Source organism: Paenibacillus sp. SSG-1, from assembly GCF_002224835.1.
In the GTDB taxonomy this organism is placed as follows: domain Bacteria; phylum Bacillota; class Bacilli; order Paenibacillales; family Paenibacillaceae; genus Paenibacillus_AQ; species Paenibacillus_AQ favisporus.
The window spans coordinates 739,410-753,954 of sequence record NZ_MBRK01000001.1 but is presented as its reverse complement, the minus strand read 5'-3'; the positions used below and the strand labels follow the sequence as shown (position 1 = coordinate 753,954).

13 protein-coding genes and 1 other RNA gene are annotated in these 14,545 nt (G+C 51.8%); 8 read left to right on the top strand and 6 right to left on the bottom strand.

What is annotated here, in order from left to right:
• Positions 1–168: 168 nt before the first annotated feature.
• A non-coding RNA gene (gene ssrS / locus BCV73_RS03680) (6S RNA) lies at positions 169–360 on the bottom strand.
• A gap of 75 nt (positions 361–435) precedes the next feature.
• Positions 436–1,269 (bottom strand): YesL family protein, encoded by an 834-nt coding sequence (locus BCV73_RS03675; RefSeq protein ID WP_076170238.1) that lies wholly within the window; start codon positions 1,267–1,269, stop codon positions 436–438.
• 175 nt (positions 1,270–1,444) lie between these two features.
• Here BCV73_RS03675 and BCV73_RS35345 point away from each other — a divergent pair, with 175 nt between their 5' ends.
• Positions 1,445–1,564 carry a YjcZ family sporulation protein gene (locus tag BCV73_RS35345; RefSeq protein ID WP_208629305.1) on the top strand — a complete coding sequence of 40 codons (120 nt, stop codon included), beginning with the start codon at positions 1,445–1,447 and terminating at the stop codon, positions 1,562–1,564.
• A gap of 59 nt (positions 1,565–1,623) precedes the next feature.
• Here BCV73_RS35345 and cshA read toward each other — a convergent pair whose 3' ends face one another.
• Entirely contained in the window at positions 1,624–3,189 is a 1,566-nt protein-coding gene (gene cshA, locus BCV73_RS03670) for a degradosome RNA helicase CshA (protein ID WP_089546056.1), read from the bottom strand.
• 323 nt (positions 3,190–3,512) lie between these two features.
• On the opposite strand from cshA, the gene BCV73_RS03665 reads away from it, so the two are divergent.
• From BCV73_RS03665 to BCV73_RS03650, 4 genes are all read left to right on the top strand, one after another.
• A complete protein-coding gene (locus BCV73_RS03665) occupies positions 3,513–4,337 on the top strand; it encodes a YitT family protein (protein ID WP_481855774.1) in 825 nt (274 codons plus the stop codon).
• Between the two features lie 187 nt (positions 4,338–4,524).
• Positions 4,525–4,719, top strand: coding sequence for a hypothetical protein (locus BCV73_RS03660; protein ID WP_076170738.1), 195 nt, complete (start codon positions 4,525–4,527; stop codon positions 4,717–4,719).
• 347 nt (positions 4,720–5,066) lie between these two features.
• Positions 5,067–6,239, top strand: coding sequence for a putative glycoside hydrolase (locus tag BCV73_RS03655; protein WP_089546052.1), 1,173 nt, complete (start codon positions 5,067–5,069; stop codon positions 6,237–6,239).
• A gap of 176 nt (positions 6,240–6,415) precedes the next feature.
• Positions 6,416–7,774 carry an MATE family efflux transporter gene (locus BCV73_RS03650; RefSeq protein ID WP_076170242.1) on the top strand — a complete coding sequence of 453 codons (1,359 nt, stop codon included), beginning with the start codon at positions 6,416–6,418 and terminating at the stop codon, positions 7,772–7,774.
• A 135-nt stretch (positions 7,775–7,909) separates the two neighbouring features.
• Here BCV73_RS03650 and pfkA read toward each other — a convergent pair whose 3' ends face one another.
• Together pfkA and BCV73_RS03640 are read right to left on the bottom strand one after the other, a co-directional pair.
• Positions 7,910–8,878, bottom strand: coding sequence for a 6-phosphofructokinase (gene pfkA, locus BCV73_RS03645; RefSeq protein WP_076170243.1), 969 nt, complete (start codon positions 8,876–8,878; stop codon positions 7,910–7,912).
• 17 nt (positions 8,879–8,895) lie between these two features.
• Positions 8,896–9,927, bottom strand: a complete 1,032-nt coding sequence (locus BCV73_RS03640) for a tetraprenyl-beta-curcumene synthase family protein (RefSeq protein ID WP_076170244.1) — start codon at positions 9,925–9,927, stop codon at positions 8,896–8,898.
• A gap of 327 nt (positions 9,928–10,254) precedes the next feature.
• Here BCV73_RS03640 and BCV73_RS03635 point away from each other — a divergent pair, with 327 nt between their 5' ends.
• Positions 10,255–11,448, top strand: coding sequence for an MFS transporter (locus tag BCV73_RS03635; RefSeq protein WP_076170245.1), 1,194 nt, complete (start codon positions 10,255–10,257; stop codon positions 11,446–11,448).
• A gap of 169 nt (positions 11,449–11,617) precedes the next feature.
• On the opposite strand, the gene BCV73_RS03630 is transcribed toward BCV73_RS03635, so the two are convergent.
• Entirely contained in the window at positions 11,618–11,815 is a 198-nt protein-coding gene (locus BCV73_RS03630; protein ID WP_068694440.1) for a cold shock domain-containing protein, read from the bottom strand.
• A gap of 278 nt (positions 11,816–12,093) precedes the next feature.
• Between BCV73_RS03630 and BCV73_RS03625 the strand changes: the two genes are divergently transcribed.
• On the top strand, positions 12,094–12,327 hold the full coding sequence (locus BCV73_RS03625) for a hypothetical protein (RefSeq protein ID WP_076170246.1): 234 nt from the start codon (positions 12,094–12,096) through the stop codon (positions 12,325–12,327).
• 401 nt (positions 12,328–12,728) lie between these two features.
• Entirely contained in the window at positions 12,729–14,519 is a 1,791-nt protein-coding gene (pepF, locus tag BCV73_RS03615; protein WP_076170248.1) for an oligoendopeptidase F, read from the top strand.
• Positions 14,520–14,545 lie beyond the last annotated feature (26 nt).

The following is a 14,545-nucleotide window of genomic DNA, read 5'->3' as shown; positions in this document are numbered from 1 at the left end:
TAAACATCATCAATACTTAACAGTTTATCATTGTTACGGTCAGAACAAAAGAGTAAGTACGGATTGATGCCGGAGATTCAACAAAAAAACACCCCAATCCGGAAATAGAACCGGCTGGGATGTTCTCTATTCTGCACCATAATGGTCGCAATGGGTTCATCGACAAAATAAAAACCCGCCTATGCCGTCCGGTTAAATTGTCTTCTGAACCTGCTCTAGCAGGTGGGTGATCGCATAAGCGGTTTTGAAGTCCCCATGTCATATAGACAGGGCGTTTCAGCTGCGCTTCATATAGATCTCCCTCAGACATTATCATTGGTTCAAAACAACGATTAACCGTGGCGAACATCGCAGGATGTAGTCTTATTATAGACCGAAATCGTCAGCATGTAAACGAAATGGTAAAAATTTAGAAGAAAATTATCGCTTGCTGGCTTAGTTTCTTTTACCCGGCTCATCGCCATTTGAAACGCTTTCTTCATACCATTCATCTCTCTTGTCCGGATCGCCCTGCAAACTTACGGAATCATCTGCGTCAGCGGCTTCCTGCTGCGCCTCTTCTTCCTTCTGTTTGAGCCGCTCCGCTTGCTCCTGCATCTTCATGTAGGTGCCGTAGAAGTTGAAAAACGCCCACAATGCGATGACGCTACCGCCAAAGAAGAAGATCAGCGCAGGATACTTAGACCCGATAAACAGGACGACCGCACTCCCGAGCACGGTAGCAAGCACCCGGAAAGGCCGGATGATCGTAATCAGAATCGCGTTCTTCAAAATCTGTCCGATGGACATATGGTAATGAACGATCATCGAGAAAAAGTTGAACATCGACAGAAACAGAACGATCAGCAGGATCAGCATCACAATCCCGATCAGCTGCATATTGCGGAACTGGGTCATATAGACCGTATAATCCACCATCATAATAACCAGCAGCAGCACGTAGAAAATGCCGCCGACCATGCTTTGTTTGTAGTTTTCCTTGTACGCTCTGAAATAGGTGCTGAAAATTTTAATATCGGTATCGCCCATCACCCATTTACGCACCACTGCAAACAGCGCCGCCGTTGCAGGGAACAATGTAAACGGTGCCACGATTCCCATAGCCCAGTTCATCTGCAGCGACTCGTTAGCCCCCGTTACCAACAGCTTCGTTACGAGAAAAAAGAAGAACGGGATCGAACACAGCATCCACAAGATATTGCTGTAAGCTATCCGGGTAATCCACTCTGTAATTTTGTAAATTCCACCCATTGCACCTTTGAATTCCAAGTAAAAGTCTCCTCCTCCACTAACATGCCTGTACCTTAATAATACCGCATTAGGGACATACATTGCCAGAGCCTAATTTCCGGCATCTGGGTGTTGGTCTATACATGCGGGCGAAAACCGTCATAAGATACACCGTAATCCAAAGAGTTCAACTTTTTGAAGGAGGTTATGTTCAATGTCTCACGCTGTAGGCGGAGTTGGTTATGGTTACGGTCATGGCCTTTGGGGTTCCACAGGCGCCATTCTGGTGCTGTTCATCCTGCTCGTTATCATCACTCGCGCATTTATCTGGTAATTTGATGATATGAAAAAAGAGGCGAAGTGCACGCGGCACTTCGCCTCTTTGTTATGTTCTTACTTCTCGTAAGAATCTTCGCGTTTCGTAGTACGGCGTCCCTCGCTGCTGCTGGTCCGCGGTTTGCGGTCGCCGCGGTACGAATCCCCGCGTCCGCTGTAGCTCTTGCTGTAACCTCCGCGTCCGTCGCCGCGGTCACGGTTATACCCTCCGCCGCTGCGGCTGCCACTGCTGCCGCCGCGATAGCCGCCGGACGGTTTGCGTCCGCTGCGCAAGTCTGGCTTGCCGCTGTGACGGCGCTTGACGCGGATCGGGTCTTCCGGCGTCAGCTGGATATCCGAATCCTTCTTCTCGCCTGTCAGCATCTTCAATGCCGCAGACAGCAGCTGCACGGAGTCGTACTGCTCCAGCAGTTGGATGGCTAGTCCTTTGTATTCGTTCAATTCGCCCTTCTCCACGGTTTCAAGCAATCTTTCTGCTGTCACGCGCTGTTTGCCTTCGATGGCTTCGGCCAGCGTAGGGAGCGGCTTGCGCGGAATACGGTGGCGGGTTACGCGTTCGATCAGGTGCAGATGATCCATTTCGCGCGGAGTAACGAAGGTCCACGCGGTTCCTTCTTTCCCGGCACGGCCGGTACGTCCGATCCGGTGCACGTAGCTTTCCGGATCCTGAGGAAGGTCAAAGTTCACGACATGGGTAACGCCGGATACGTCCAGGCCGCGGGCCGCAACGTCCGTAGCTACCAGCACGTCGATGCTTCCGTCACGGAATTTGCGCATCACGGTGTCGCGCTGGTTCTGGGACAGGTCGCCGTGCAGGCCGTCCGCGGAATATCCGCGCTTCTGCAGGGCTTCGGCCAGCTCGTCGACACGGCGCTTCGTACGTCCGAAAACGATGGCAAGCTCCGGAGATTCCATATCGATCAAGCGGCTGAGCGCTTCAAACTTCTGGCGTTCCGGCACTTCGATATAAGCCTGGTCGATCAGAGGTGCGCTGACTTGTTTCGGAATAACGGAAACATGCTCCGGATTTTTCAAAAATTGCTGAGCCAGCTTCTGAATGTTCGGAGGCATCGTCGCGGAGAACAGCATCGTTTGGCGTTCTTCCGGCACCAGCTTCAGGATTGTTTGGATGTCCTCCATGAAGCCCATATCCAGCATTTCGTCGGCTTCGTCCAAAATGACGGTTTCAACGTCGTCCAGGCGGATCGTTTTGCGGTTAATGTGGTCAAGCAAACGGCCTGGTGTACCGATAATAATTTGAGGCTTCTTCTTTAGCGCCCGGATCTGGCGTCCGATGTCTTGGCCGCCGTATATCGGCAGCGAGCCAATTCCTTTGAAACGGGTCAATTTTCCAATTTCCTCTGCGACCTGAATCGCAAGCTCACGGGTAGGTGTCATAATGAGGGCGACGATTTTATCCGTATCTTTGGAGATTTTATTAATCAGCGGAATACCAAAGGCAGCGGTTTTGCCTGTACCCGTCTGTGCTTGGCCAATCATGTCCCGTCCGCTCATTGCGATCGGAATGGATTGTGCCTGAATCGGTGTCGCTTCCTCAAATCCAAGCTCCGTAATGGCCTGCAATACCTTTGGTTCGAGGCCTAATTCTGCGAAATTTTTCAAATTTTTCATACTCCTTCTATAAAGTGGACATACCACAATCTTGTCTGTATTCTTAAGTAGCGGTAAACATTATATAGGGTAGCCAAACTTCGATCAAATTTTTCATGGCTTCGATTCTCTATAGCGTTTATCCGGGCAAACAAAACAGCCTACAGAATTTAGTAAACGGTAATTATTCTCCTGAAACAATGCAAAATAATACTATTGTACAACCGTACTCAAGAACATCTAATACATTATATCACAAACCAAATTACAAACACCAGTCAAGCTGAAACAACTTTCACTCGTCTTGCAGAAAATTACATAATGAGGTGATGAGCTTGGAGCTCAAAAATATTTGGAAGTATGTGGTTGTGGTCCTTGGTGCGGCTTTTATTGCCTGCGGGTTCAATTTATTTCTCGTACCGCTTCATTTGCTGAGCGGGGGCGTGTCGGGCCTGTCCATGCTCGTGAATTATTTTACACCGATCAGTCTCAGCGTTCTTTATTTCGTGTTTAACATACCGATGCTTGTCGCCGGCTGGTTCCAGCTCGGCAAACGTTTCATAATTCTGAGTATTCTTTCGGTCGTCGCCACGACGTGGCTGATCGCGGTAGTCCCCGAAACGTCCCTCGTGTCCGATACGCTGCTGGCTGCGGTATTCGGCGGCGTCCTCGTCGGGATCGGGGCAGGCATCTCTTTCCGGGCCGGCGGCTCCTCCGGCGGGTTCGATATTATCGGGTCCATCGTTACGCGTTACCGCGACTTCCCGATCGGAAACATACTGGTGGCCATGAATGGGGTCGTCATCCTCGCAGCCGGTTACTTGCAGGACAATTGGAACCTGGCGCTCGCCTCCATCGTTTCCATTTTCGTCACGGGCAAGGTCGTGGACATGATCCACGTCAGCCATTTCAAGGTCACTGTGTACATCATCACGAATGAGACGGAAGCCCTTCTTCAACAGCTGCTGGAACGTCCGCGCGGCGTAACCAAGATCAAGACGCAGGGCGCTTTTTCCAATGTGGAAAAGGATATGCTGATGACCGTTACCACACGGTACGAATTGGCCGAGCTGAAGCGCATCATCAAGCAGACCGACCCGAAGGCGTTCGTCAACATTGTCGAGACCGTCGGGGTCATGGGTTCCTTCCGCAGAAGCTGATTTTTGTATGCGCTGTGTAAAAAAAACACCAAATGTGGTATATTAATAGTGCGCGCTTCCTACAATAGTTCCATGAGATTAGGATAGACCCGAATTTCCCAAAGCACCAAAACGCTTTTCCGATTCGCCTTGCGTTGGATCATCTGACTGTGAAGATTCGAAGGAGGAAAGGGTGATTTTTGTGGAAATGGAAATGGAAACGGTAAAGTTGTCCCAAATCGTCATGAAATGGTTCCCGGATATGATGCCATTCTTGAAGCAAAATGAACTGAATTCCCTCATTGTGCTGCGGGACGGACTTAGCATTCTGGAACAAGAAGATGCCATGGAGATCATCCAGTACAGCATCTGTGAACATCAGAGCTCCGCGCTGCTTCACTGATTTATAGCAAGTAGCAAGTGCTTGAATAACATGCCATTCGCGAATGGCCGCTTTCGGCGGCAGCGCGGGTGGCATTTTTATTTGGCCTGAAGTGGCCACCGGGCAAGGGAACTGCAATTTTGTCAAAATGTTGGAAGTCGCTTTTCCTGCAAGTATTTAAGCATCACGGTGGCAACCCTACGGAAGAGGGAGACCGTTTGATTCCAAGCTGATCCGTTTAAGAAAAGGAAAAGCGCCTCAGATTCCAGCCGCGCAGCCTTCGCCAAATGATTACAAAGCTGTTGCACCAAACAGGAGGTCGTTCCGATATAATTGACATGTAAAGCCATTCAAGGGGAGAGAGTATTATGAATATTATTTGGGCGCTGCTGCTGTTGCTCGGCAGCAGTGCCGGTCACCCGCAGCAGGACAGCCATCATCCGTTGAGCCAATTGTTTCAGGCAACCGTTCATTCCGCAATGATCGCATCCCAACAAGACGTTCCGGTCAGCGCAGACCACCCGCCCGTCAAGGTAGATCCGCAGGTCACGGCTCCCAAAGTCAAAGGGATTTACGTTACCGCATACAGTGCCGGCGGTTCACGCATGAATCAACTGCTGGATCTCATCGACAAAACCGATTTAAACGCCATGGTGGTCGACATCAAAGACGATGCAGGATACATAACCTATAAGACGGACAATGCCACGTTGAAGCAGATGGGCAAACCGCAGCCGTTCATTCCCGACATCAACCAGCTGATGCAGCGCCTGAACAAGCATAAGGTGTACCCTATTGCCCGGGTGGTCGTATTCAAAGATACGGTCCTTGCCAAGAAGCGGCCGGATCTATCGTTTAAAAATCCGGACGGAACCCTCTGGGAGAACGGCAAAGGAGACAGCTTCGTCAACCCGTACAGCAAGGAAGTATGGGATTACAACATCGCGATTGCCAAGGAAGCGGCCAAGCTTGGCTTTAAAGAAATTCAGTTCGATTATGTACGGTTCCCGGAAGGATTTGAGAAGCGGGCCGATACGCTGAAATACGTTAAGAACGATAAATCCCGCGTGGATACGGTCGCAGAGTTCGTCCAGTATGCCCGCAAGCAGCTGGCCCCTCTCGGCATTCGCGTGTCGGTGGACATCTTCGGTTATGCGGCGTCCGTTCCGGCAGCCGAAGGGATCGGTCAGGATTTCGGCAAAATCTCCGAAAACGTGGACGTCATCAGTCCGATGGTGTATCCGAGCCATTACACGACGGGCTGGTTCGGCGCCCAGGATCCGGACAAGGAGCCTTACAAGACGATCAAGGGCTCTATGGCCGATACGCACAAAAAGCTGGATCCGCTAAAAGACCGCAAGCCCATCATCCGTCCGTGGATTCAGGATTTTACCGCAAGCTGGCTCGGCAGCGGCCATTACGAGAAGTACGGCAAGCAGCAGGTACAGGATCAGATTCGCGCCTTAAAAGACGCCGGCGTGGACGAATACTTGCTGTGGAACGCTTCGAACCGGTATTCCCAAGGGGTGGCCTACAAATAAGAGGTACCGTCTAGATCAAACGGCATGATTATAAACGCACTTCTTTATCCCGGCGGCTTTCGCCGGGTTTTATTTATTTGAACAGAGCCCTGTTCAAACCGGTGTGCCATGGTTTACAATAATAGTCTTGTCACCTTTATGTCAGAATTCCAGAAATCTGTGAGGCTCATTTTATTATGAAAACAACCATGTCGCTCAAGCAAAAAACGATGCAGTTTCTCGTCATCCTGCTGCCGATTCTGGTCACGCAAATCGCGCTGTCCGCAATTACGTTTTTCGATACCAACATGTCCGGCCGGGCCAGCTCGACTGATCTCGCCGGTGTAGCGATCGGCACAAGCCTGTGGATACCGCTCCAGACCGGTCTGAGCGGTATCCTGATGGGCATGACCCCGATCGTGTCGCATCTGGTCGGCGGCGGCAGCCGCAATAAGGTAGCGTATCACGTCGTGCAGGGCCTGTATCTCGCCATATTGCTGGCCCTTGTGATCCTTGGAATCGGCTCGCTGCTGCTTCCCGTTATTTTGGACGGGATGAACCTGGAAGGGAATGTCCGGGACATCGCTTTCCGCTTTTTGAGCTACCTGTCCATCGGCATCGTCCCGATGTTCGGTTATACCGTGCTGCGAAGCTATATCGATGCCCTGGGACAGACCCGGATTTCCATGCTGATCACGCTGATCTCGCTGCCGATTAACGTCGGCTGCAATTACCTGCTGATCTTCGGCAACTGGGGCTTCCCCCGCTTGGGAGGCGCAGGCGCGGGAATCTCATCCGCCATCACTTATTGGTGCGTGTTCCTGATCGCGATCCTGTTCATCCACCGGCTCCATCCGTTCACCGATTACGGCATTTTCCGGAAGCTGTACGGTGTATCGCTTTCCGTGTGGAAGGAGCTGCTGAAGATCGGGGTGCCGATCGGCTTCTCGATCTTTTTTGAAACCGGGGTATTCTCCGGCGTCACCCTGCTGATGAGCCGTTTCGACACGGTGACGATCGCAGCCCATCAGGCGGCGATGAATTTTGCGTCCACACTCTATATGATTCCGCTCAGCATCAGCATGGCGCTCACTATTCTGGTCGGCTACGAAAATGGGGCGGGCCGGCTGCGGGACGCCAGACAATACAGCAGGCTCGGCATTTCCACTGCGGTGGGCCTTTCGCTGATTACCGCCGTCGTCCTGCTCGTAGCCGGACGTTATGTCGCCGGATTTTATTCAGAGGAGAGCCATGTGATTGAACTCATTCAGCATTTTCTGATCTATGCGATTTTCTTCCAAATCTCCGATGCCGTAGCCACCCCCGTTCAGGGCGTACTGCGCGGGTATAAAGACGTCAATCCGGCATTCATCATTACGTTTATTTCGTATTGGGTCATCGGCCTGCCCGTGGGCTACCTTCTGGCCGAGTTCACCCCTCTTCAGGCCTATGGCTATTGGGTCGGCCTGATTACGGGACTCGCGGTCGGCGCGGCCCTTCTGCTCGGACGGCTCGTTAAGATTCAGCGGCGGTTCGCTGCCCCAAGCCGAGCGTAGCCCGCCCGGGTTCCCCCGAGCGGTTACTGAAACTGCGGAAGCGAAACCGGCATACCGCTCTCCCACTTTCGGCTCACTACAAAAAGGCGCTGCAGGGTTAAAACCCGCAGCGCCTTGTCTGTGTTACCGTTATGTTTATTGCGAAAGCCGTGAAGCGAGCTCATACAGCTCCCGGTTAAATTCCTTCTTCGTGTTGACGACCTTATCAATGTCCGTGAGCACGAGCTCGCCTTTAATGATCCCGCACGCCTTGTCGGATTCACCCGCGATCAGCATACGCACCGCAAAATCGCCCAGACGGCTCGCCAGATTCCGGTCCGCCGGAGTCGGCGTTCCGCCCCGCTGGATATGTCCAAGAACCGTTACCCGCGGTTCCAGAGTAGGGCAGCGGTCGGTCAGGGCTTTGGCAACCTCTTCCCCGCTTCCCACACCTTCCGCCACGAGCACGATACTGTGCCGTTTGCCATGAGCAAAGTTCTGCTTCATCCGCTCCGTAATTTCATCCATGTCATGCGGCATTTCCGGCACGAGGATCGTCTCCGCACCCGAAGCGAGGCCCGCATGCAAAGCGATATCGCCGCAGTGTCTTCCCATGACTTCCACAATCGAGGACCGCTCGTGCGAGGACATGGTGTCGCGCAGCTTGTTTACCGCATCAACGACGATGCTGACGGCGGTATCGAATCCAATGGTGTAGTCCGTAAACGCGATATCGTTATCGATCGTTCCGGGCAGCGCCATCGTATTGATGCCGAGCTTGCTGAGCTTATTGGCACCCTGGTATGAGCCATCGCCGCCGATGACGACAAGGCCGTCGATTCCGTGCTTGCGGAGGATTTCCGCACCCTTCTGCTGGCCTTCCGGCGTCATAAATTCCTTACAGCGTGCCGATTGGAGAATGGTGCCGCCGCGCTGGATAATATCGCCCACGCTGCGCAGATCCATCGAAAAGATGTCGTCGTTCAGCAGGCCGTGATACCCGCGCTGAATGCCGTAAACCTCAAGTCCGTGATACAAGCCGCTGCGTACGACGGCGCGTACGGCTGCGTTCATCCCTTGCGAATCTCCGCCACTGGTTAGTATTGCGATTTTTTTGACTGCCATGTTATTTCCTCCTCTTATCACTCGTACAAATGCTTGCGGATCCACCGGCTGTTGAAGAAGAAGAATAAGCGGGTAAGCGGGCTTCCCTTCATCAAACGTTTGGATACGGAGCGAACTTCCTGCTGCTCGCTGACTTTGGGATCGGATAAATAGATTGCCAGCAGCCCCTCAATGATCATCCGATGGAACGGGGGCACCGGGATGGCTGCAACATCCTTCCGGGCCGATTCCACAATAAAGGCAATCCGGTCCAGCATGACTTCGGGGCTCTCATAGTAATTGCAAAAATTGAGGTCTCCGCCAAGCCGATCCTCTTCCTGATCAATCAGGTAATCCAGCATAATATGCAGACAGCAAACATGTGGAAAATATGACGCATGAATGGAGGCGGCGGCAGTGCTGCTCAAATGGCGGTCGCTTGCGGCCAGAAAGAGCATGAACACGCCCAAGGTCGAACCGGTTGCTGCGGCGAACTCGTTCCATTGAAGCTGGGGAGTCCGTTCACGATGAAGCTCCCACCATTCAAGCAGCGCCGGTTCTCTTAACTCCGGTTTGATGTGCTTGTAAACCTGCAGGTCGGTATACAGGCCCGCTAAATCCCGGATAAAGGGCATCGCGGCAGCGTATCCGGGCAGCTGGCGTATGCAGCTTTGGCAGGTTGTCACCAACCCATGCAAATAACCTCCGTCATTCTGCTCCTGACGAAGTGCATAGTAATTGACAGGTTCAGCCGCCGGGTCGATCGCATCCAGCATCGATTGGTGAAGCAGGCGGAAATCTTCGGCTTCCATGGATGTGCTGCGGTCACACAGGTTATCCAGATAGTCGCTGATCGTCTGATAGGCCACGATGAGCTTGGTAAGTATAAGCCGCTCCGGCAGCGGAACGGCGGCATAGACGCCTCCGCCCTCACAGTGAAATTGCTTCGTCTCTATACTCGCCAAGGCTTGCTTTCTCAGCTCGGGATCAGGGATGTTCCCTGCCTTCCTCCGCCATCCGTCCAGTTCTTTTCGCACTTCCGGCAATATATGCTTGTACACCCGGCTCATTAAACTGACAGGATTCCGGGGAACTTGATATCGAGTTTGCCTATTTTCATTCAAGACGGTGCCTCCACATTGTTGTCTACTTGTATCGATCCTAATGTCTTTTATTATAATATGGTCCTGGAATTTGCACAAATAAACCGTACATGAATCCTCCCTTTTTTTACAACAATATGTGTCCAATTAAAGGAGTGTGCCCAGATCTCCTCGAAAAGGTAAGCTGAAAGATTCCACCGCAGCAGCATATGCTCATCTATAGTATAGCGGGCGGCATCGTGCTGCAGGGTGACTTTTTGCACAAAAATCACAAAAACATCGGGGTATTTGATCATGAAACTAGAACAATCGACGCCAGACGTCAATTGGCAAAGGGCTTTCACCTTTACCATCTATGGGACCAGCGTCCTGGTCGCCTCCTACTTCCAGCTTTACTTCAGCTACTTGGGCTTCAGCAGCTCGCAGGTCGGCTATTTGTACGCCGTCGGGCCCTTCATCTCCATCTTCTCCAATATGTTTTGGAGCATGGCCAGCGACCGCTACCGGACGACCAAGAAGATGATGATCCTGCTTTTTGCCGGACAGCTGGGTATGGGCCTACTCCTGTCGGCCACTTCTTCCTTTTATGCGGTATTCGCGTTGATTACGGTCTTCTACTTTTTCTACTATCCGGTATTTCCGCTATCGGATACGATGTCGATCCAAACCGCCCAGAGGCACGGGAAAAACTTTATCGTCATCCGGGTCTTCGGTTCGATCGGCTATGCCTTCTTCGCCCTATCCATTGGCTATGTCCTTGGCAACGTCGGTATTTCCCGAACACTGCTTCTGGCCATAATCATTGCTGGAGCCTGCCTCCTGCTCGCTACAAGGCTCAGAGACGGCGTCAAAACGAACGGTCAGAAGATGGAATGGAGGGGCTTGTGGAACGTGCTTCGGCAAAAAGAAGTGCTGTGGTTTTTCGCAGGTGTATTCTGTCTCGCCCTCCCCTACCGGATGAATGAAGCGTTCCTGACCCTGACGCTCAAAAGCATGGGCGCGAGCGAGGGGCTGATCGGCTGGTCCCTGCTCGCGGCAGCCCTCAGCGAAATTCCGGTCTTCTTCCTGCTCAGCCGCTTCGGAGAGCGTTTCAAGGAGCTGCCGCTCCTCACCCTGGCCGCGCTGATGTTCGCTCTGCGCTTCTTCTTAATGTCGATCGCCGATCACCCCGGAACGGTCATCGCGGTTCAGACTTTACACAGCGTAACCTTTGGCATCTACTATGTGACGGCGGTCCGCTACATCACCCGGATCATTCCGGATGAATTCCGGGCGACGGGACTTGCGCTGTTTACGATCGTATGGTCGAGCGCAGCCGGGCTCGTCAGCGGAACGTTCGGCGGCGTGCTGTATGAGCAGACCGGGCGCACAACCTTCTATTTCATCGCCGCAGGGCTGGCTTTGGTCGCCTGCGCCGGTTTTTTGGCGCGGCACCTGCTCGGAAATGCCAAGATTCCGGGTGCTTCAATGGACAGCCGCAAGATGTAACCCTTCAAAAAAAAGCCCATTTTCTAACCGCGGAGAACGGAAGAAAACGGGCTTTCCCTTTATACACAAAAATATATGATAACAAAAAGGCACAGTCCCCGCATGAGAACTGTGCGTAATAAGCAATTGTTAACCAAAACTTATAAGAAATCCGTTACCGGAGTCAATCTTATAATTTGATTACGTTAGCAGCTTGAGGGCCACGGTTGCCTTCAGTAATTTCGAATTCAACTTCTTGACCTTCGTCCAAAGTTTTGAAGCCGTCTCCTTGGATTGCGGAGAAATGTACGAATACGTCCTCGCCGCCTTCAACTTGGATAAAGCCATAGCCTTTTTCTGCGTTAAACCATTTAACTGTACCTTTCAAATGAACAACCTCCTAAAAATACCGCCATCTGTGGCGAATAAGTACATTATACTTCATGAACTTTGACAATGCAATCGCTCTTTTTCGTCCGAAGCTTCTTTTTAAGGAATGGCATTTGTAAATCTCATCCAGGCTGCACCATTCCGTTATCGCAAGAAAAACTACCGCTAATTGCGGCCTGTCTTTAATGAATTATGCATGGATGACGTTTTTCTTATTTGCTTTTACACAAGCCTCTGCGGTATCATTTTACCAAAAGACCAAACGGAGAATGCGACATGATCAAAAAACATGAAATATACAAAAAAGACAAATGGAACATGATGACTGTCGAGGTCCAGGGCCGCTACATCGTCCTGCGGGAAATTTCCGATCAATGGGGCGAAGAGACCCACACCTTTATGAGCCGTCCGGCCATGATGCAGTGGGTGAACAACCGCTTTCCGAAGGAAGATTACCAGGGCAACGAGGATGAATGGCGTCAAATCATGAATGCGTTTAAAGAGGTATAATACAGGATGGAATACGGCAGCGTCCTGGTCTTTGTTATTTTGGCCTTCTGTTTAGGCGCAGTCTTGATCATGAGGAAGGATACGATCCCGCCGAAGCTGAAGCGCGGTATGGCCATCTTCGCCCTTATCATGATCCTGGTTGCCTTTTTCCTTATTGTATACAATTTGCTTACCATGGGTTCCAGCCCTAATGGAGGATAAATAATCTTTTTCGGGTAAGGTCATACTAAGGGGTATATTTCTTCAAGACAGACCGTCAGAGGAGGCCCCCTTTCGTGAAATACTCGAAGACCCTGAAGCTTGCCGTCGCCATCAGCATGCTCTCGGTCCTATTTGTTCCTCCTGCGGCTTCTTCACACGGAGCCCGATTCATATTAACCCAACAGTCAAGGAGGATTCCGATGGAACAATTACCGAAACGTTCAGAAGTACCCGCCGAGCACAAATGGAAGATTGAGGACCTGTTCGCCAGCCAGCAAGCTTGGGACGAAACGTATGCCGAGCTTCAGCAGGAAGTGAAAAAGGCCGCCGATTTCCAAGGCAAACTGGATAATGCGGCAGCGGTGAAAGACTGCTTCGCCCTCGAGGATGAAATCTCGCTGAAGACGGAACGTTTATACGTGTACGCTCACCTGCATCACGACGAAGATACAGCCAACCCTACATACCAGGCCCTTTCGGCCAAAGCCAAAAAAATGAGCGTACAGGTGGGCGAAGCCCTCTCCTTCATCACGCCGGAAATTTTGTCGCTGCCGGACAGCAAGCTGGACGAATTTATTGCCGATCCACAGCTTGCCGAATACAAATTTACGCTGACCGAAATGAAGCGCGAGAAAGCGCATGTTCTGTCCAAAGCGGAAGAAGCGCTGCTTGCCCAGGTCGGAAACCTGTCCCAGGCACCGCAGACGATCTACGGCATGCTGAACAACGCCGATCTGAAATTTCCGAAGATCAAGGACGAGAACGGCAAGGAAGTTGAGCTGACTCACGGCAGCTATATTCAGTTCCTGGAGAACCCGAACCGCGAAGTCCGCGAGCGGGCGTTCAAAGCGGTGTACGAAACGTACGCCAAGCAAAAGAACACGATCGCGTCCACGCTGAGTGCCAACGTCAACAAGAACATGTTCTACGCCAATGTGCGCAAGTACCCTTCCGTGCTGGAAATGTCCCTCTACGGCGACAATATTCCGAAGGACGTGTATACGAACCTGATCGACACCATCCATGAAAGCCTGCCTCTGCTGCACCGTTACATGAACCTGCGCAAGAAGCTGCTGGGCGTGGATGAGCTGCATATGTACGATCTGTTTGCTCCGCTCGTCGACGAGTACAAAATGGACATTACGTATGAAGAGGCGAAGAAGACCGTATCCGAAGGCTTGAAGCCGCTCGGCAAGGACTATCTGGCTTCCCTGCAGGAAGGCTTTGACAACGGATGGATCGACGTTTATGAAAATGAGAACAAGCGCACTGGCGCTTACAGCTGGGGCGCCTACGGCACGCACCCTTATGTGCTGCTGAACCACAAGGAGAACCTGAACAGCATGTTTACCTTGGCGCACGAGATGGGTCACGCGCTGCATTCCTATTATTCGGACAACGCGCTGAAATATCGCGACGCGCAGTATACGATCTTCCTGGCGGAAGTGGCCTCCACCACTAACGAAGCGCTGCTGATGGATTATCTACTCAAGAAATCGACCGATCCGAAGGAAAAAATGTACCTGCTGACTTATTATGCAGACCAGTTCCGGACAACGGTATTCCGTCAAACGATGTTCGCCGAGTTCGAGAAGCTTGTCCACGAACGTGCGGAGCAGGGCGAAGCTTTGACGCCTCAGGCGCTGTCGGAGATCTACTACGACTTGAATGTGAAATACCACGGCAAGGACATGGTCGTCGACAAGGATATCGAGATGGAATGGGCTCGCATTCCCCATTTCTACACCAGCTTCTATGTGTACAAATACGCCACCGGCTTCTCGGCGGCGACCAGCTTCTCGAAGCAGATTCTGGAAGAAGGCCAGCCGGCCGTCGACCGTTACCTTGGCTTCCTGAAGAGCGGAGGCAGCGACTTCTCGATCAACATTCTGAAGAAGGCCGGAGTCGACATGTCTTCGCCGCAGCCGGTCCGCGAAGCGATGAGCGTCTTCGAGAGCGTCATCGAGCAAATGGAACAGCTGACAAAATAAGTTGAACGGCCAGGCTTATGAAAATC

Coding starts and splice junctions, on each gene's coding strand:
- BCV73_RS35345 (WP_208629305.1), top strand. CDS start 1,445: ATGTCTCACGCTGTAGGCGGAGTTGGTTATGGTTACGGTCATGGCCTT.
- BCV73_RS03660 (WP_076170738.1), top strand. CDS start 4,525: ATGGAAATGGAAACGGTAAAGTTGTCCCAAATCGTCATGAAATGGTTC.
- BCV73_RS03655 (WP_089546052.1), top strand. CDS start 5,067: ATGAATATTATTTGGGCGCTGCTGCTGTTGCTCGGCAGCAGTGCCGGT.
- BCV73_RS03650 (WP_076170242.1), top strand. CDS start 6,416: ATGAAAACAACCATGTCGCTCAAGCAAAAAACGATGCAGTTTCTCGTC.
- pfkA (WP_076170243.1), bottom strand. CDS start 8,878: ATGGCAGTCAAAAAAATCGCAATACTAACCAGTGGCGGAGATTCGCAA.
- BCV73_RS03640 (WP_076170244.1), bottom strand. CDS start 9,927: ATGAGCCGGGTGTACAAGCATATATTGCCGGAAGTGCGAAAAGAACTG.
- BCV73_RS03635 (WP_076170245.1), top strand. CDS start 10,255: ATGAAACTAGAACAATCGACGCCAGACGTCAATTGGCAAAGGGCTTTC.
- BCV73_RS03625 (WP_076170246.1), top strand. CDS start 12,094: ATGATCAAAAAACATGAAATATACAAAAAAGACAAATGGAACATGATG.
- pepF (WP_076170248.1), top strand. CDS start 12,729: ATGGAACAATTACCGAAACGTTCAGAAGTACCCGCCGAGCACAAATGG.